This window comes from uncultured Paracoccus sp., from assembly GCF_945915435.1.
Classification (GTDB): Bacteria; Pseudomonadota; Alphaproteobacteria; order Rhodobacterales; family Rhodobacteraceae; genus Paracoccus.
In genome coordinates, this window is record NZ_CAMEFG010000033.1 from 1 (window position 1) to 16,797 (window position 16,797).

Here is a 16,797-nt window from a genome sequence, read left to right on the forward strand (position 1 = left end):
TCAAGGCCAAGGGCCTGACCAATACGCGCGAACATCTGGAAAGCCTGCTGGAGGCGGACAAGACCGGCTTTGCCTCGCTTCAGCAGTTCATTGCCAGCCGCAAGCAGAACGCGGCCTGATCCGGCCGTTCAGTCTCAACCCCAAGCAGAGGGAGGAAAACGATGCTGGGGAATTTCAGGTTCGACGATATGGTCGAGAAACTGTCCCGCCGGGTGGCGGGCCGCACCAGCCGCCGGGGCGCAATCGGCAGGCTGGGGGCGATCATGGCGGGGGGCGCGCTGGTGCCGCTTCTGCCGGTGGACCGCCGGGGCCGCGTCAGCCGCGCCCATGCCGCCGACGCGCCCGAGGGCGCCAACCCGCGCGACAAGTGGCAGCCGCATGACGACGACATCCAGTCCTGCGACTATTGGCGGCACTGTTCCATCGACGGCAATATCTGCGATTGTTCGGGCGGCTCGCTGACCAACTGCCCGCCGGGGACCAAGCTGGCGACGGCGTCCTGGGTGGCAAGCTGCTACAACCCGACCGACGGCGAAAGCTACCTGATCGCCTATCGCGACTGCTGCGGCGCCAACATGCCGGGCCGCTGCCCCTGCCTGAATACCGAAGGCGAACTGCCCGTCTACCGTCCCGAATTCGCCAATGACATCATCTGGTGCTTCGGGGCCGAGGACGACGCGATGACCTATCACTGCACCATCTCGCCCATCGTGGGCAAGGCAAGCTGATCCCTTGCCGGAGGCGGGTCCGCCGCCTTCGGCACCCTCAACCCCAGGAAGTGAAAATGACGTTTCTGACCAAGACGCGGACCCTTCTGGCCGCTGCCGCCATCGCCCTGACCGCTGCGGGCGGTGCGCTCGCCGCCGGGTTCGAACTGCTCGACGAGGCGCCCGAGGATGCGGTGATCGTCAATATCGACAAGATGAAATACGAAACCCCCGAGGTGACCATCAAGGCCGGCGAGGCCGTCACCTGGATCAACAACGAGGTGATGCCCCACAACGTCCACTTCCTTGCCGGGGTCGTGACCGAGGACGCCGTGCGGGGCGAGATGCTGAAGAAGGGCGAAAGCTGGTCGGCGCGTTTCAACGAACCGGGCACCTATGATTACCACTGCACGCCGCATCCCTTCATGCGCGGCAAGGTCGTGGTGGAATAGGCGGCGAAAGGGAAGGCGGCCATGTGGATACCCTATGACATCCGTTCCTCGCTGAAGGCCGAAAGCGGGCCTGATACCGTGCGGCTGTCGCAGGCCGACGACCGGCCGAGGGATTTCGTGGTCGGCTTCTATCTGCGCAACCCCGTCACCCAGGCGTGGGAACTGGATATCGCCGCGGGGACCGATCCCCAGACCATCGCCGCCGGGCCGGACCTGCCCGGCGCGCGCATCAGCATCTGCGGCAACGAGGCGGGCAAGCTGGGCGAGGTTCTCTATCAGCTTGCCGCCACCTCGGCCGAGGATGCGCTGGCCCGCGCCCATGCCGATTTCCAGCCGCGCCTGCTGCGCTGGCTGGCCGGGATCGGGCGCGGCATGGCCATCGGCGGCTGGCGCGTCGCCGACATGACCCACGGCGCCCGCTGGCGCTGCACGCCCTTCCGCCCAAGCGCGATGAAACTGGATTTCGCGGCGCTGCCCCCCGTGGACCCCGACCTTGCGCCTTTCGTCGAACTGCTTCAGCGCGCCCGCAACGCCTGCGATGCGGCCAGCCGGTTGCTGGCGGGTTTCGCCGTCCTGCATGCTGCCCATGCGGGTCACCCGGCGCTTGGCCGGGCCGGGACGGGCGCGTTCCGCGTCACGCAGGAGATGCTGATCCATTCGGGTGCGCTGGCATGGCCGCAGCCCTTGCAGGACCTGGACCTTGACGCGCTGCTGGCCGTCATGCGCCCCCATCACGACCGGCTGATCCAGGGCGGCGTCCTGGCCCCCGTGCTTGACGATCTGGCGGGGCAGCGGCGGCTGGCGCAGCTTGCGAACCTTGCCGACCTGATCGCGCATCGCCTGATCGGGGCCGAGGTCCATGCCCGCACCGCCGAAATGGCGATGGAGGCATGAGATGCGCCGCGCGCTTGCCATCCTGCTGCCTCTGGCCGCCATCCCCCTGATCGCGGTCGGCGCGGGCGTCTCGGAACCGCCCGAGCGGCTGAACGCGCTGGAGGAACTGGGCCGCCAGCTTTTCCACGAACCCATGCTGTCGCGCAACGGCTCGCAAAGCTGCGCGACCTGCCACGATCCCGACCACGCCTTCACCGACCCGCGCGAGACCGACCTGGGCCGCGCGGTCTCGCTTGGCGACGACGGGCAATCCCACGGTGATCGCAATACGCCGACGCTCAGCTATGCCTTCCTTAGCCCGGCCTTTCATCAGGATGGGCAGGGCCGCTACAAGGGTGGTCAGTTCTGGGACGGGCGGGCGGACGACCTGAAGGATCAGGCCGGCCAGCCGATGCTGAACCCGGTCGAGATGGGAATGCCCGACAAGGCCGCCGTGGTGGAACGCCTGCGCGGCGATCCCGATTATGCCGCGGATTTCGAGGCGGTCTTCGGCCCCGGCGCGCTGAACGACATCGACACCGCCTTCGACCATACCGCCGAGGCCTTGGCCGCCTATCAGTCCACCCCCGAATTCGCGCCCTTCGATTCGAAATACGACCGCTATCTGCGCGGCGAGGCCGAACTGACCGCGCAAGAGCAGTTCGGCCACACCGTCTTCATCACCTGGAATTGCCGCCTCTGCCACCAGTTGCGCAAGCAGGGCCTGACCGAGCGCGAGACCTTTACCAGTTTCGAATACCACAATATCGGCGTGCCGGTGAACCACGCCGTCCGCGAGGCGAACGGGATGGGCGCGGATTACGTCGATCAGGGGCTGGCGGGACGGCTCGGCATCGACGATCCCGCGCAGGCCGGGCGGGTCAAGGTGCCGACGCTGCGCAATGTGGCTGTCACCGGCCCCTATATGCGCAACGGCGTCTTTCAGGACCTGCGCACGGCGGTCGTCTTTTACAACAAATACCCAAGCCGCCGTGCGCATCACCAGATCAACCCCGAAACCGGGCAGGATTGGGGTCCGCCCGAAGTAGCCGAGAACCTGTCCCTGCACGAATTGCAATCGGGGCTGATGGTGGACGACGCCCGGGTCGATGCGCTGGTCGCCTTTCTCGAAACGCTGACCGACCGGCGCTATGAGCCGCTGCTGGAAGAGCAGCGCCGGGCGCGGGAAACGCAGGAGGACTGAACGCAACCCTCATGGGATCAAGACCGACATGGCATCCAGCAAGCGCAAGATGAACCGTCGCACCGCCATCACCGAGACTGCCCGCATGGCCGGGGCGGTCTGCCTTGGCGGGTTTTCGCTGGCCGCGCTGATCCACTCGACCGGCAAGGCCGACGCCCGCGCCATGCGCCCGCCCGGCGCGCAGCCCGAGGCCGACTTCCTGTCCGCCTGCGTGCGTTGCGGGCTATGCGTCCAAGCCTGTCCCTACGACACGCTGTCGCTGGCCGAATGGGGGTCCGAGCCTGCCGTCGGCACCCCCTTCTTCACCCCGCGCGAGGTGCCCTGCTACATGTGCCGCGACGTGCCTTGCGCACGCGCCTGCCCGACCGGGGCGCTGGACAGCGATATCGCCATCCGCGACGCGGACATGGGCGTCGCGGTGCTGGTCGGGCACGAGGATTGCCTGAACTACAAGGGCATGAATTGCAGCATCTGCGTCCGCGTCTGCCCGATCCGGGGCGATGCGATCACGCTCGAGCCGGGCGAATACAACGGCCGCCGCATCATGATCCCGACCGTGCATTCGCGCCATTGCACCGGCTGCGGCACCTGCGAAAAGCACTGCGTGACCGGCCATGCCTCGATCCGCGTGCTGCCGCGCGACCTGGGCCTGGGCGGCAGCGGGCGCAACCGCGCGGGGCGGCGGGCATGATCCTGCGCTGGTGGATATCGGACAGCCGCAAGCTGGGGGTCCAGGCGCATGGCGTGTTGCGCGCGCATAAATGGTGGTTCCTGCGGCGCATGACCCAGATCGGGTTGCTGGGCCTGTTCATGCTGGGTCCGATGGCCGGGATCTGGATCGCGCGGGGCAATTTCGCCTCCAGCGAGGTGATGGGGGTTCCTCTCTCGGACCCTTACATCCTGCTGCAAGGCGTCGTCGGCGGGGCGGTTCCGGCGCTGAGCGTGGTGATCGGGGCGGGGCTGATCCTGCTGGCTTATCTGGTCGTCGGCGGGCGCGCCTATTGCGGCTGGGTCTGCCCGGTCAACATCGTCACCGACGCGGCCTTCTGGCTGCGCGAAAAGACCGGCCTGACCCGCGACCGCAAGCTGGACCGGCGCACGCGGCTGGTGGTCCTTGGCGCGACGCTGCTGGCCTCGGCCCTGACCGGCACCATTGCATGGGAATTCGTGAACCCCGTCAGCCTGACCCAACGCGCCTTCATCAGCGGCATCGGTTTCGGCTGGGTGATCGTCCTTGCCGTGTTCCTGCTGGACCTGTTCGTCTCGCGCCGGGCGTGGTGCAGCCACCTGTGCCCGGTGGGGGCGTTCTACGGGATGATCGGGCGGGGATCGCTGGTCCGTGTCGCGGCGGTCAGGCGCGACGCCTGCACCGATTGCGGCGCCTGTTTCAACATCTGCCCCGAGCCGCATGTCATCGTCCCGGCCCTGAAAGGCAAGGCCAGCCCGGCGATCCTGTCGGGCGATTGCCAGAATTGCGGCGGCTGCATCGACGCCTGCCCGGTCGATGTCTTTCGCATGTCCACCCGCTTCGCCGCGCCCAAGACGCCCGAGGCAAATTCCTGAAAACACGTGAAAACCCTTGGAGGTGGGTACCGGAATCGAACCGGTCTTCACGGATTTGCAATCCGGTGCGTAACCTCTCCGCCAACCCACCGTTGTCCAAGGCTTTGCAGCATGTAGCGATTTCGGTCGCGGCGCGCAAGAGCGGGTTGCGCAATTCGGGCAGGCCCGTCGGCCGGGCTTTCAATCGGGGGCCGAGCGGGCGCGCAGGGCCTCGGCCACGTGGTCGGCGTCGTCCAGCGCCTGCAAGGACAGCGGCAGCAGGATGCGCCAGCCGGGGCGCGAGCGGGCGCGGGCACGCCATGCCTGCGACAGTTGCCCGGCCTTGCCGATCAGCACCGGGGTAAAGCGGACGACCAGCGGCACGCCAAGCTCCAGCATTTGCGTGGACAGGCCCATCCGGCGAAGTGGCGCGGTCAGCCGGTGCAGCATCCCGACCAGGTCGTCCAGCCGGGTCGTCATCGTGACCAGGTTGGCCAGCGCAACCAGGGTCAGCATGCGCAGGTTGACCTCGATCCCCGTCAGGGTGCTGCCGGTCAGGACATGCCAGGCCATCACCAGCACCAGGAAGGGCACCAGCACCCGCAGCGCGGACAGCCCCGCGCGCAGGAACGCGCGCCCCGGCAGCGCGTAAAGGGCCGCCACCACGGCCAGTGCCGCCGCGTGAAACCAGATGCCCTGCACCATGAACAGCCCGGTCGAGGCGATGCACAGCCCCGCCAGCTTGGCCCCCACGGGCCAGCCATGCGCGCGCGTCCTAACCGGCGAGGTCAGCGAGATCATCCAGCTCTCCCAACCTGTTCATCTCGGCGGTGAAGCGCGGCAGCACCTCGGACGCCGGGCCTTGGGCGGCGATGCGGCCCCGGTCCAGCCAGAACAGCCTGTCGTAGCCCTCCAGATCCGCCGGATCGTGCGAGATATGGACGACCGCCACGCCCGCCCGGTCAAGCTGGCGCTGCAACTGGCGGCGGGTGGGGATGTCCAGCCCGGCGAAGGGTTCGTCCAGGATCAGCAGGCGCGGGCGCATGGCCAGCACCGCCATCATGCAGACCAGGTGCTTTTGCCCCTGCGACAGCGCACTGACGGGGGCGTCGTGCCAATGCGCGCGGTCGAAGCGGGCAAGGATCCGGCGCACCTCGTCCCCGGCCTGGTCGCGCGACTGGCCCAACTGGCGCAGCCCGAAGGCGAGTTCCTCGCAAACCGTGGGGAAGATGATCTGATGTTCGGGGTTCTGGAACAGGATGCCCAGGGTGCGCAGGGCGGCCTTGCGGTCGCGGGCGGGGTCGATGCCGTCGATGCCGAGCCGGCCCCGGTCGGGCCGCAGAAGGCCCGCCATCAGCCGCGCAAGCGTGCTCTTGCCCGATCCGTTGCGCCCAACGACCCCGATTCGCGACGAATGCGCCTGTATCGAGACGTCGCAAAGCACCTCGCGCCCGTTCGCCTGCCATGTAACGGCGTCGAGATGGATGGATACCGGGGGGGCGGTCCCGTTCATGGGTCTCTCCGTCGGATGGGGCGCTGCGGTGCCATATAGGCCGGGCAGGGGTGCGGGCGAAAGAGGGGGCGGGCTTTACAGGCTGGCCGGGCTGCCTCTAACCTGCATCCGGCCCTTATCCAGATGAGACGATGCATGACCTCTGACATCCAGATCGCCCGCGCGGCGAAGAAGCGCCCGATCAACGACATTGCCGCAGGGCTGGGGCTGAGCCCGCAGGACATCCTGCCCTATGGCCACGACAAGGCCAAGATCACGCACCAGACCCTTGCGGGCCTGCGTGACCGCGCGCCGGGGCGGCTGGTGCTGGTGACCTCGATCAACCCCACCCCGGCGGGCGAGGGCAAGACGACCACCACCGTCGGCCTTGGCGATGCGCTGAACCGGATCGGCAAGCGCGCCGTGATCTGCCTGCGCGAGGCCAGCCTTGGCCCGAATTTCGGCATGAAGGGCGGCGCAGCGGGCGGCGGCCATGCGCAGGTCGTCCCGATGGAGGACATGAACCTGCATTTCACCGGCGATTTCCACGCCATCACCAGCGCCCACAACCTGCTGTCGGCGCTGATCGACAATCATATCCACTGGGGCAACGCGCTTGGCTTCGACCTGCGCCGGGTGACGTGGCGGCGGGTGATGGACATGAACGACCGGGCGCTGCGCGATACCGTCGTGGCGCTTGGCGGTCCCTCGAACGGCTACCCGCGCGAAACCGGCTTCGACATCACCGTGGCGTCCGAGGTGATGGCGATCCTGTGCCTTGCCGACGATCTGGAGGATTTGCAGGCGCGGCTGGGGCGCATCATCGTGGGCTACAGCCGCGAGCTGCGCCCGATCACCGCCGCCGACCTGGGGGCGGACGGCGCGATGACGGTGCTGCTGCGCGACGCGATGCAGCCCAACCTGGTCCAGACGCTGGAAAACAACCCCGCGCTGGTCCACGGCGGGCCGTTCGCCAATATCGCGCATGGATGCAACAGCGTCACCGCGACCCGCGCCGGGCTGGCGCTTGGCGATTACGTCGTGACCGAGGCGGGTTTCGGCGCCGACCTGGGGGCCGAGAAGTTCCTGGACATCAAGTGCCGCAAGGCCGGTCTTTCGCCCGATGCCGTGGTCGTCGTCGCGACCATCCGCGCGCTGAAGATGAATGGCGGCATGGCCCGCGCCGACCTGGGGGCCGAGAATGTCGAGGCCCTGCGCGTGGGCAGCGTCAACCTGGCGCGCCATGTCGAGAACATCCGCCGCTTCGGCCTGCCCGTGGTGGTGGCGATCAACCGTTTCGACAGCGATTCGCCCGCCGAGATCCAGGCGCTGGACCAGCTTTGCGGCCAGATGGGCGTCAGCGCGGTGCTTTGCACCCATTGGGCCGATGGCGGTGCGGGGGCCGAGGAACTGGCCCATGCCGTCGTCGGCCTTGTCGAAGGGGGGCAGGCCGATTTCCGCACGCTCTACCCCGACGGGATGGGGCTTTGGGACAAGATCCAGACGATTTCGCGCCAGATCTACGGCGCCGACCGGGCCGAGGCGCCCGCGAATGTGCTGAAGCAACTGCAAGAATGGGAACATGCGGGTTTCGGCGGCCTGCCGGTCTGCATGGCCAAGACGCAATACAGCTTTTCGGCCGATCCGACGCGGCTTGGCGCGCCCTCGGGCCATGTCGTGCCGGTGCGCGAGGTGCGGCTGTCGGCCGGGGCGGGCTTCGTCGTGGCGATCTGCGGCGATATCATGACCATGCCCGGCCTGCCGCGCCGTCCGGGGGCCGAGAACATCCACCTGGACGCCGAGGGCCGGATCGAGGGGCTGTTCTAGTTTTCGGATTTGACCGCAAGCGACGGAGTGCGGGACGCCTGCGCCCCGTGTCATTGCGGGACATGACCCGCAAAAGACAGGAGCTTGCTGGATGGACGACCTGACCCCGGCCGAACTGGACCCGCGCTGGCAACAGGTCCGCGACCGCGACCCGGACGCGGATGGGCGCTTCTTCTACGCCGTGACGACAACCGGCGTCTATTGCCGTCCGACCTGTCCCGCGCGCAGGCCCCGGCCTGCCAACCTGCGCTTTTTCGACAGCGCCGATCAGGCCGAGGCGGCGGGCTTTCGCCCCTGCCTGCGTTGCAATCCGCGCGGGCAGGGGGTGGCGCAGGCCAATGCCGACCGCGTGGCCGCCGCCTGCCGCATGATCGACCAGGCCGTCGCGCAGGGCGAACGGCCCCCCGGTTTAGGGGCGCTGGCCCATGCCGCTGGCCAAAGCCCCTGGCATTTCCACCGTCAGTTCCGCGCCGTCACCGGGCTGACCCCGCGCGCCTATGCGCAGGCCCGCCGCGCGCAGCGGATGCGCGCGGGACTGGCGCAGGGGCAGGGGGTGACGCAGGCGGTCTATGAGGCGGGCTACGGCTCGGGCAGCAGGTTTTACGAAAACGCGGACAAGGTGCTGGGAATGACGGCGACAAGCTACAGGGACAAGGGGCATGGTGCGACGATCCGCTTTGCCATCGGGCGCGGTGCCTTGGGCGAGGTGCTGGTGGCCCAAAGCGACCGCGGCATCTGCGCGATCACGATGGGCGACGATCCGCAGGCGCTGCTGGACGACTTGCAGGACCGCTTCCCCAAGGCGCGCCTGATCGGCGGCGATGCGGATTTCGAAAGGGTCGTGGCCCGCGTCCTGGCCTTTGTCGAGGCGCCGGGCGCGGGGCTGGACCTGCCGCTGGACATTCGCGGGACCGCGTTCCAGCAAATGGTCTGGCAGGCATTGCAGCAGATCCCGCCTGGCCAGACGGCCAGCTATGCCCAGATCGCCGAACGCATCGGCCAGCCCCGCGCTGTGCGGGCGGTTGCCGGGGCATGCGCGGCCAACCCGCTTGCCGTGGTCATCCCCTGCCACCGGGTTTTGCGCAGCGACGGCGGGTTGTCGGGCTATCGCTGGGGGATCGAGCGCAAGCGCGACCTGCTGGCGCGCGAGCGATAGGGCAGGCAGGGAAAACGGCCGCGGTGGATTGCGGCCGTTTTCCCCTCCGGCAGTGCGTGCGATCAGAAGATGCCGGTCAGGTAAAGCAGGATGATGACGACGATGGGCACACCCAACAGGTAAGCGACGATGCCTTTCACGATATTTCCTCCTGAATTTGAAAGGGAAACGCCGCCTGACCGCGCCGGGTTCCGTGCTGCGGGCGGATGATCGCGCGGGCGGCCCCCGCATGGGTCGGGCGGGCGGCCCTGATCCCGCGCGGCACCGCCCTTGCAGTTTCTTCCTTGTAGTTTCGCCCTGTCACCCCTAGAAGGCGCCGGTGAAAAAGAAGCTACTGGAGGCATGGAATGCCGCTTCTGGTGATGAAATTCGGCGGCACCTCGGTCGCCGATCTGGATCGGATCCGCAAGGTCGCCGAAAAGGTGCAGGCCGAAGTCGATCGCGGCTATGACGTGATCGTCGTCGTCAGCGCCATGTCGGGCAAGACGAACGAACTGGTGGGCTGGGTCGAGGCGACTTCGCCCCTGTTCGACGCGCGCGAATACGACGCGGTGGTGTCCAGCGGGGAAAACGTGACCGCGGGCCTTCTAGCGCTGACCTTGCAGGAACGCGGCGTTCCCGCGCGAAGCTGGCAGGGCTGGCAGGTGCCGATCCGCACGACCTCGCAGCATTCGGCGGCGCGCTTCGTGGATATTCCGCGCGACAACATCGACGCGAAATTCGCCGAAGGGATGAAGGTCGCCGTCATCGCGGGGTTCCAGGGGCTAAGCCCGGAAAGCCGGATCACGACGCTGGGCCGGGGCGGGTCGGACACGACCGCCGTGGCGCTGGCCGCCGCCTTTGGCGCGGAACGCTGCGACATCTATACCGACGTGGACGGGATCTATACCACCGACCCGCGCATCACCTCGAAGGCGCGCAAGCTGGACCGCATCGCATTCGAGGAAATGCTGGAACTTTCCAGCCTTGGCGCGAAGGTGCTGCAAACCCGCTCGGTCGAACTGGCGATGCGCTACAAGGTGCGCCTGCGGGTCTTGTCCTCGTTCGAGGAAACCGACGAAAATTCCGGCACGCTGGTCTGCGATGAGGATGAAATCATGGAATCGAAAGTCGTCAACGGCATCGCCTATTCGCGCGAGGAAGCCAAGCTGACCCTGGTCACGGTCGAGGACAAGCCCGGCATTTCCGCCGCCATCTTCGCACCGCTGGCCGATGCGGGGGTGAACGTGGATATGATCGTCCAGAACATTTCCGAAAAGGACTATGGCGACCGGCCCGGATCGGTCACCGACATGACCTTTTCCTGCCCCGTCAACCAGGTCGCCCGCGCCCGCAAGGCGATGGAAGAGGCCCGCGAGGCAGGCACGATCCAGTATGACGAGCTGATCGTCGATACCGAGGTCGCCAAGGTTTCCGTCGTCGGCATCGGCATGCGCAGCCATGCGGGCGTCGCCGCGCGCGCCTTCAAGTCGCTGGCTGATGAAAATATCAACATCAAGGTGATCGCCACCAGCGAGATCAAGATTTCCGTCCTGATCGACCGCAAGTATATGGAACTTGCGGTTCAGGCGCTGCATGATGCCTTTGAGTTGGAACAGGCCTGATCCCCACCGGGGCGCGGGCCTTCAGGCCGGGGACATATGGCGGAAAGCAGGGAAAGCAATTCGCGCAAGCTGCTCAGGCGGCTGCGCGAGACCTTGGCGGCTCCTGGCGGCGGGCAGGACCGGCTGGATGACATAACCCATCACATCGCGGATTCGCTGGGGACGGACGTCTGCTCGATCTATCTGTTCCGCGATGCCCAGACGCTGGAACTTTGCGCAACCGAAGGGCTGCGTGCCGAATCGGTTCACAAGATCCGCCTGCGGCTGGGCGAGGGGCTGGTGGGCCGCGTCGCCCGCATGGGCCAGCCGATCAACACCGCGAACGCCCCCGCCGAACCCGGCTTCCGCTTCATGCCCGAATCCGGCGAAGAGGTCTTTCCCAGCTTCCTCGGCGTGCCGATCCAGCGCGTGGGCGAAAAGCTTGGCGTGCTGGTCGTCCAGTCGCGCGAGGCCCGCGCCTTCAGCGACGACGATATCTATGGGCTGGAGGTCGTCGCGATGGTCATCGCCGAAATGGCCGAGCTTGGCGCCTTCGGGGATAATCAGGCCGATCACCAGCCCCACCGGCATACCTATTCCGTCCACGGCGTGTCCGCGCAGGAAGGCGCCGCCGAAGGCCGCGTCTGGCTGCACGAGGCGCGGGTGGTCATCACCAACCCCTTCGGCGACGATCCCGCCCGCGAACATGCCCGCCTGAATGAGGCGGTGGCGATGCTGCGCAGTTCGCTGGACGAGATGCTGGCCAATCACAGCGCCAGCGGCGTCGAATATGACGAGGTGATGCAGACCTACCGCATGTTCGCCCATTCGCGCAGTTGGCTGCGCCGGATGGAAGAGGATATCGAACTTGGCCTGTCGGCCGAGGCGGCGGTGGAAAAGGAACAGTCGCTGGCGCGTTCGCGGCTGGAACGGGCCTCGGACCCCTATCTGCGCGACCGGCTGCACGATCTGGACGACCTGTCCAACCGGCTGCTGCGCATCCTGACCGGGCAGGGCCGCGACACCGGGGCGGCGATGCCGGAAAACCCGATCCTTGTCGCGCGCAATATCGGCCCGGCGGAATTGCTGGACTATGGCCGCAAGCTGAAGGGCGTGGTGCTGCAAGAGGGCTCGGTCGGCAGCCATGCGGCCATCGTCGCGCGCGCGCTGGCCATTCCGCTGGTGGTCCAGGCCGAGCGGATCGAGACCGAGGCGCTCAACGGCGACACCATCCTTGTCGATGGCGACCTGGGCACCGTCCACCTGCGCCCCGAGGAAAGCGTCGCCGCCGCCTTTCGCGACAAGATCGCCATGCAGGCCGAGGCGCAGCAGCGTTACGCGGGCCTGCGCGACCTGCCCGCGCAGGCGACCTGCGGCACCATCATCGAGCTTTTCATGAACGCCGGGCTGATGGCCGACCTGCCCAGCCTGGAAAGCTCGGGCGCCGAGGGCGTCGGGTTGTTCCGGACCGAGTTGCAGTTCCTGACCCGCACCCAGGTTCCCCGCCGCGCCGACCTGGCCGCGCTTTATTCGCATGTGCTGGATAATGCGCATGGCAAGCCGGTGATCTTCCGCACGCTGGACATCGGCTCGGACAAGGTGCTGCCCTACATGAAGCAGCATGACGAACCCAACCCCGCGATGGGCTGGCGCGCGATCCGGCTGGGGCTGGACAAGCGCGGCGTGCTGCGGATGCAGTTGCAGGCGCTGATCCGCGCCAGCGTGGGCCGCCCGCTTCGCGTCATGTTCCCCTTCGTCGCCGAAATGGCCGAGTTCGAGGCCGCGCAGCGCCTGCTGATGGAGGCCGTCAGCCGCGAGCAGCGCCTTGGCCACGCGCTGCCGACGGATGTGCGGGTCGGCGCGATGATCGAGACGCCCTCGATGGCCTTCGCGCCGCAACGGTTCTTCGAGATGTGCGATTTCGTTTCGGTCGGGGGCAACGATCTCAAGCAGTTCTTCTTTGCCGCGGACCGCGAAAACGAACGTGTGCGGCGGCGCTACGATACGCTGAGCGCATCCTACCTGACGCTGCTGGAACAGATCGCCCGCCGCTGCGACCAGTCGGGGGTGCCGGTGTCCTTCTGCGGCGAGGATGCCGGGCGTCCGATCGAGGCGGTCACCTTCGCCGCCCTGGGCTTTCGGCGGCTGTCGATGCGCCCGGCCTCGATCGGGCCGGTCAAGCACCTGATCCGGCGCGTCGACCTGAGGGGGCTGCGCGAGGTCATCGACGAGGCCCGCGCCGAGGGCCAGGCCAACCTGCGCCGCACCATCACGGACTGGATCGCGCGGCAATAGCGGGGAACGTGCGGCGCCGCGCGGGCGTTGACCGGCGGATGCTTGTGCGAAAGGTGGGCCATGAGCCTTGATCGGACCTCGCTGCGGATCGCGGACAGGAAGCTGGTATTGATCCTGAACCACAAGGCGGGAAAGCGGCAGGGCGATGCGGTCCTGCGGATGCTGCAATCTCGCCTTTCCCGCGCTGCGGGCGGTTTCGAGCTGATTCGCGTCTCGCGGGGCGCCGAGATCGTTCCCGCCGCCCGCCGCGCCCTGCGGCAGGGGGCCGATATCGTGGCCGTGCTTGGCGGCGACGGCACGCAATCCGCCGTGGCGGGCGTGCTGGCGGGCACCCCCGCGATCATGGGCGTGCTGCCCGGCGGGACCTTCAACTATTTCGCGCGGGGCCTTGGCGTCGGCGATACCGTCGAACAGGCGCTGGAGACCCTGCTGACCGGCCAGCCGCGCCGGGTGGCGGTCGGCGAGGTGAACGGGCGGGTCTTTCTGAACAATGTCAGCTTCGGCGTCTATCCCCGGATCCTCAAGCGCCGCGAATCGCTTTATGCGCGCTGGGGGCGCAGCCGGATCGTCGCATATTGGTCTTTGCTGAGCGCGCTTTGGGACCTGCGCCGTCCCCTGCGCATCCGCTTGCAGGCAGATGAACGGCAGCAGCTTCATGACACGGCGCTGGCCTTTGTCGGCATGAACGCCTTCCAGCTTGACTCCCTGAACCTCGACGGGGCCGAGCAGGTGCGGCAAGGCCATTTCGCGATCTTCGTCGCCCGCGCCCGCAAGCGGTCCGAACTGATCGGGCCGGTGCTGCGGCTTGCCTCGGGGACCGGCCTGCGCGAATCGGATTTCGAACTGATCACCGCCGACAGCGTTCGGATCGAGACGCACCCCAACCGCCGCCTCGTCGCCTTTGACGGGGAAAAGGCGCGGATGTCGGGACCCTTCCATCTGCGGGTCCGCCCCGAGGCCCTGACCGTCATCGCCCCCGCCGGACCCGATCCGGGATGAGGGCGGGCGCGACGAGGCTGGTCCACCTGTCCGACCTGCATTTCGGGCTTGAGCGGGCCGATCTGGTTCAGCCGCTGTTCGAGGCGGTCGAGGCTGCCGGCCCCGACCTGGTCGTCGTCTCGGGCGATCTGGTCCAGCGCGCGCGCAAGGCGCAGTTCATCGCCGCGCGCCGCTTTCTGGACCGGCTGACGGCCCCCTGGGTGGCGGTGCCGGGCAATCACGACATCCCGCTTTTCAACCTGGCGGGGCGGTTGTTGTGGCCCTTCGCGGGGTATCGGCGCCATATCTGCGCCGACCTGTCACCCGGGCGGCGCCTGCGCGACCTGCGCATCTTCGGGATCAACAGCGCATGGCCCCTGTCGTGGCGCGGCGGCATTGCACGGCGCGCCGATATCGACAGGCTTTGCCGCGAACTGACGGAAGGGGCGAAGGACGTCACCAATATCCTGCTGTTCCATCATCCCATGCAAGAGCCGCCGGGATTCGAGCGCGGCGAAACCATCGGCGCCGAGGCCGCGCTGCCCCGGCTGGCCGCCGCCGGGCTGCATGTCATCCTGTCGGGGCACCTGCACCGCTTCGATCCGGGCCTGTTCGTGACGCGCGACCGCACCCGCCCGATCCTGCAAGTCCAGGGCGCCACCGCCCTTTGCGGACGGGCGGGCGAAACCGCGCATGGCTTTGCCATCCTGGATTTCGACGGCCCGCACCTGGTGGTCACGCCATGCCCCGCCCTGGACGGCCCCGTGCGTTTCGGGCCAGCGCCGCCCTTTCGCTATTCCCGCGCGGAAGGGGAATGGCGGTTGCTGTAGCCATCCGTCCCGGCATCCTCCGCCAGCGGGTCGGGGGGCAGTTCCTCGTGGCTTTCAAAGGCGATCTGGCGTTGCCATTCCCGCCAGATCGAGATCAGCAGCGCCATCAGCACCGGGCCGATGAACAGGCCGACGATGCCCATCGTCTTGACGCCTCCGATCAGGCCGAAGAAGGTGGGCAGGAAGGGCAGCTTGACCGGGCCGCCGACCAGCATCGGGCGGATGGTCTTGTCCACGATGAACAGCTCGATCGTGCCCCAGATGAACAGCCCCGCCCCCGCGACGGGCGAGCCGCTGGCCACCAGGTAGGCCGAGATCAGCGTGAAGGACAGCGGCGCCCCCCCGGGAATCAGCGCCATGAAGCCGGTGATGACCCCGAAGGCCACGGGCGAGGGCACGCCCGCGATCCAATAGGCGGTGCCCAGGATCACGCCCTCGGCAATGGCGATCAGCGTCATGCCCGTCACGGTCGAACTGACGGTGGCCGGGATCACGCGCGACAGCCTTTGCCAGCGTTCGGGCAGGATGCGGCGCCCCACGCGGTCGATCTGGGCCACGATCTTTTCCCCGTCGCGGTAAAAGACGAACAGCGTTACAAGGGTAAAGATCAGCGTCAGCGCGATGTTCAGCGTCAGCACGCCCGCGGTGATGATGCCGCGATACAGCACCATGATGTTCGAGCCGCTGACGATATGGACGATCTCGCTGATTGCGCCGGGGCGGCCGATGTATTGAGACCATTGTTCGTCCAGCCATTCGCCGATCTGGGGCAGTTCGGCCATCCATTGCGGTGTGTCCGCGCCGACCGAGTTGACATGCAGCGCCCATGAGAACCAGCCCCGCAGTTCTCCTATCGTGTAAAGCAGCGCCAGCGTGACGGGCACGACGATGACCACGACGATCGACAGCACCATCAGCGTGGCCGCCGCCGTCCTGCCGGCGCCCCAAGTGTAGCTGATGCGGTTGCGGACCGGCCAGCTTGCCAGCGCGATGACCGCCGCCGCCAGCACCGGAACGATGAAGCCGTGGAAGAAATAGATCGAGGCGATCAGCACGCTGACAAGCAGCCATCGCGCCGCCGATATGTCGGTGATCAGCGGCCTGCGGATCTTGCCGCCGCCGTGAAGCGCCCCGGTCGTTTCCCCTGAGGGTTTCATTCCGCCTGTCTCAGCCATGAATCGCGCCTGCCCGTTCTTTCTTCGCATCGGTCCGCGGCAAGGGCCGTCGTCGTGCCGATGTCCTTGGCCAGTTTTCCCCCTCTGGCGCGGGAACCGCAAGCGAATCCTCATGCAAACTCGCGCAAGGATGTAACGGCCGGATGGCGGGACCGGCGCGGGCGCGCGCGAAACCGGGCATTGCCGGCAAGCCGTCCCCGTGGCATGTGTCCGCCTGTGGGATGTCCCGGCGGTGGGGGAAGCGATGTCCAGGCATTATCTGCTGTTGGTTCTGGCAATCGTCTGCGAGGTGATCGCCACGACGGCGCTGGCCAGATCGGCCAGCTTCACCAGGCTCGTGCCCAGCCTTGTCGCGATCCTGGGCTATGCCTTTGCCTTCTGGCTGCTGTCGTTTCCCGTGCGGGTCATGCCGACCGGCGTGGTCTATGCGATCTGGTCGGGCATGGGGATCGTCTTCATCACCGCGGTCGCCTGGGTCCGGTATCGCGAGGCGCTGGACCTGCCCGCCATGCTGGGCCTGGGCTTCATCCTGACCGGGGTGGTCATCATCAACGTCTTCTCGAAAACCGTCGGACACTGAAACGCCGGAGGGCACTCCCGGCAGGCACGAATCTGCTTCGTTGATGTCTGGATATTCAATGGCGGACCCGGAGCAAGTGATAAAAGGAAGCAAGATCAAATGC

General features: G+C 67.4%; 16 protein-coding genes and 1 tRNA gene. 13 read left to right on the forward strand and 4 right to left on the reverse strand.

Annotation, left to right across the window (positions count from 1 at the left end):
* The first annotated feature begins 161 nt into the window (after positions 1-161).
* The 6 genes from mauA to napH are packed head-to-tail and all read left to right on the forward strand — an operon-like array spanning position 162 to position 4,799.
* On the forward strand, positions 162-728 hold the full coding sequence (gene mauA / locus Q0O97_RS11655; protein WP_294929208.1) for a methylamine dehydrogenase (amicyanin) small subunit: 567 nt from the start codon (positions 162-164) through the stop codon (positions 726-728).
* 56 nt (positions 729-784) lie between these two features.
* Positions 785-1,159: an amicyanin gene (locus Q0O97_RS11660; RefSeq protein ID WP_294929211.1), complete on the forward strand. Its 375-nt coding sequence runs from the start codon at positions 785-787 to the stop codon at positions 1,157-1,159.
* A 21-nt stretch (positions 1,160-1,180) separates the two neighbouring features.
* Positions 1,181-2,053 carry a methylamine utilization protein MauJ gene (gene mauJ, locus Q0O97_RS11665; RefSeq protein ID WP_294929215.1) on the forward strand — a complete coding sequence of 291 codons (873 nt, stop codon included), beginning with the start codon at positions 1,181-1,183 and terminating at the stop codon, positions 2,051-2,053.
* A 1-nt stretch (position 2,054) separates the two neighbouring features.
* A complete protein-coding gene (locus Q0O97_RS11670; RefSeq protein WP_294929218.1) occupies positions 2,055-3,236 on the forward strand; it encodes a cytochrome c peroxidase in 1,182 nt (393 codons plus the stop codon).
* Between the two features lie 28 nt (positions 3,237-3,264).
* Complete coding sequence (napG, locus tag Q0O97_RS11675; protein WP_294929221.1) at positions 3,265-3,927, forward strand: ferredoxin-type protein NapG; 663 nt, start codon at positions 3,265-3,267, stop codon at positions 3,925-3,927.
* Complete coding sequence (gene napH, locus Q0O97_RS11680) at positions 3,924-4,799, forward strand: quinol dehydrogenase ferredoxin subunit NapH (RefSeq protein WP_294929224.1); 876 nt, start codon at positions 3,924-3,926, stop codon at positions 4,797-4,799. Before napG ends, napH begins: the two co-directional genes overlap by 4 nt.
* Positions 4,800-4,816: 17 nt before the next feature.
* On the opposite strand, the gene Q0O97_RS11685 is transcribed toward napH, so the two are convergent.
* The 3 genes from Q0O97_RS11685 to Q0O97_RS11695 all read right to left on the reverse strand — a co-directional run bounded on the left by Q0O97_RS11685 (position 4,817) and on the right by Q0O97_RS11695 (position 6,291).
* Positions 4,817-4,890 (reverse strand) — tRNA-Cys (locus Q0O97_RS11685).
* Between the two features lie 89 nt (positions 4,891-4,979).
* Complete coding sequence (locus Q0O97_RS11690) at positions 4,980-5,579, reverse strand: CbiQ family ECF transporter T component (RefSeq protein ID WP_294929227.1); 600 nt, start codon at positions 5,577-5,579, stop codon at positions 4,980-4,982.
* Entirely contained in the window at positions 5,554-6,291 is a 738-nt protein-coding gene (locus Q0O97_RS11695; protein ID WP_294929230.1) for an ABC transporter ATP-binding protein, read from the reverse strand. The genes Q0O97_RS11690 and Q0O97_RS11695 overlap by 26 nt, the downstream gene beginning before the upstream one ends.
* A gap of 135 nt (positions 6,292-6,426) precedes the next feature.
* Between Q0O97_RS11695 and Q0O97_RS11700 the strand changes: the two genes are divergently transcribed.
* The 6 genes from Q0O97_RS11700 to Q0O97_RS11725 all read left to right on the forward strand — a co-directional run bounded on the left by Q0O97_RS11700 (position 6,427) and on the right by Q0O97_RS11725 (position 14,939).
* Positions 6,427-8,097 (forward strand): formate--tetrahydrofolate ligase, encoded by a 1,671-nt coding sequence (locus Q0O97_RS11700; protein ID WP_294929232.1) that lies wholly within the window; start codon positions 6,427-6,429, stop codon positions 8,095-8,097.
* A 91-nt stretch (positions 8,098-8,188) separates the two neighbouring features.
* Positions 8,189-9,253 carry a bifunctional DNA-binding transcriptional regulator/O6-methylguanine-DNA methyltransferase Ada gene (gene ada / locus Q0O97_RS11705; protein ID WP_294929235.1) on the forward strand — a complete coding sequence of 355 codons (1,065 nt, stop codon included), beginning with the start codon at positions 8,189-8,191 and terminating at the stop codon, positions 9,251-9,253.
* Positions 9,254-9,600: 347 nt separating this feature from the next.
* Positions 9,601-10,857, forward strand: a complete 1,257-nt coding sequence (locus tag Q0O97_RS11710) for an aspartate kinase (protein ID WP_294929238.1) — start codon at positions 9,601-9,603, stop codon at positions 10,855-10,857.
* A 36-nt stretch (positions 10,858-10,893) separates the two neighbouring features.
* Positions 10,894-13,131 (forward strand): phosphoenolpyruvate--protein phosphotransferase, encoded by a 2,238-nt coding sequence (ptsP, locus tag Q0O97_RS11715; protein WP_294929241.1) that lies wholly within the window; start codon positions 10,894-10,896, stop codon positions 13,129-13,131.
* A gap of 60 nt (positions 13,132-13,191) precedes the next feature.
* Complete coding sequence (locus Q0O97_RS11720) at positions 13,192-14,130, forward strand: diacylglycerol kinase family protein (protein WP_294929244.1); 939 nt, start codon at positions 13,192-13,194, stop codon at positions 14,128-14,130.
* The gene (locus tag Q0O97_RS11725; protein ID WP_294929247.1) at positions 14,127-14,939 is read left to right on the forward strand and encodes a metallophosphoesterase; all 813 of its coding nucleotides are present in this window, start codon (positions 14,127-14,129) and stop codon (positions 14,937-14,939) included. Before Q0O97_RS11720 ends, Q0O97_RS11725 begins: the two co-directional genes overlap by 4 nt.
* Here the strand turns inward: Q0O97_RS11725 and Q0O97_RS11730 are convergent.
* Positions 14,903-16,096 (reverse strand): AI-2E family transporter, encoded by a 1,194-nt coding sequence (locus Q0O97_RS11730; protein ID WP_294929328.1) that lies wholly within the window; start codon positions 16,094-16,096, stop codon positions 14,903-14,905. The genes Q0O97_RS11725 and Q0O97_RS11730 overlap by 37 nt on opposite strands.
* Before the next feature lie 262 nt (positions 16,097-16,358).
* On the opposite strand from Q0O97_RS11730, the gene Q0O97_RS11735 reads away from it, so the two are divergent.
* On the forward strand, positions 16,359-16,694 hold the full coding sequence (locus Q0O97_RS11735; RefSeq protein WP_294929250.1) for an SMR family transporter: 336 nt from the start codon (positions 16,359-16,361) through the stop codon (positions 16,692-16,694).
* Positions 16,695-16,797 lie beyond the last annotated feature (103 nt).

Bases quoted from the DNA above. Each gene is read 5' to 3' on its own strand.
- ptsP (WP_294929241.1), top strand. From the start codon at position 10,894: ATGGCGGAAAGCAGGGAAAGCAATTCGCGCAAGCTGCTCAGGCGGCTG.
- Q0O97_RS11725 (WP_294929247.1), top strand. From the start codon at position 14,127: ATGAGGGCGGGCGCGACGAGGCTGGTCCACCTGTCCGACCTGCATTTC.
- Q0O97_RS11660 (WP_294929211.1), top strand. From the start codon at position 785: ATGACGTTTCTGACCAAGACGCGGACCCTTCTGGCCGCTGCCGCCATC.
- Q0O97_RS11695 (WP_294929230.1), bottom strand. From the start codon at position 6,291: ATGAACGGGACCGCCCCCCCGGTATCCATCCATCTCGACGCCGTTACA.
- Q0O97_RS11720 (WP_294929244.1), top strand. From the start codon at position 13,192: ATGAGCCTTGATCGGACCTCGCTGCGGATCGCGGACAGGAAGCTGGTA.
- Q0O97_RS11690 (WP_294929227.1), bottom strand. From the start codon at position 5,579: ATGATCTCGCTGACCTCGCCGGTTAGGACGCGCGCGCATGGCTGGCCC.
- ada (WP_294929235.1), top strand. From the start codon at position 8,189: ATGGACGACCTGACCCCGGCCGAACTGGACCCGCGCTGGCAACAGGTC.
- Q0O97_RS11710 (WP_294929238.1), top strand. From the start codon at position 9,601: ATGCCGCTTCTGGTGATGAAATTCGGCGGCACCTCGGTCGCCGATCTG.
- Q0O97_RS11730 (WP_294929328.1), bottom strand. From the start codon at position 16,096: ATGAAACCCTCAGGGGAAACGACCGGGGCGCTTCACGGCGGCGGCAAG.
- napH (WP_294929224.1), top strand. From the start codon at position 3,924: ATGATCCTGCGCTGGTGGATATCGGACAGCCGCAAGCTGGGGGTCCAG.
- Q0O97_RS11670 (WP_294929218.1), top strand. From the start codon at position 2,055: ATGCGCCGCGCGCTTGCCATCCTGCTGCCTCTGGCCGCCATCCCCCTG.
- mauA (WP_294929208.1), top strand. From the start codon at position 162: ATGCTGGGGAATTTCAGGTTCGACGATATGGTCGAGAAACTGTCCCGC.
- Q0O97_RS11700 (WP_294929232.1), top strand. From the start codon at position 6,427: ATGACCTCTGACATCCAGATCGCCCGCGCGGCGAAGAAGCGCCCGATC.
- Q0O97_RS11735 (WP_294929250.1), top strand. From the start codon at position 16,359: ATGTCCAGGCATTATCTGCTGTTGGTTCTGGCAATCGTCTGCGAGGTG.
- mauJ (WP_294929215.1), top strand. From the start codon at position 1,181: ATGTGGATACCCTATGACATCCGTTCCTCGCTGAAGGCCGAAAGCGGG.
- napG (WP_294929221.1), top strand. From the start codon at position 3,265: ATGGCATCCAGCAAGCGCAAGATGAACCGTCGCACCGCCATCACCGAG.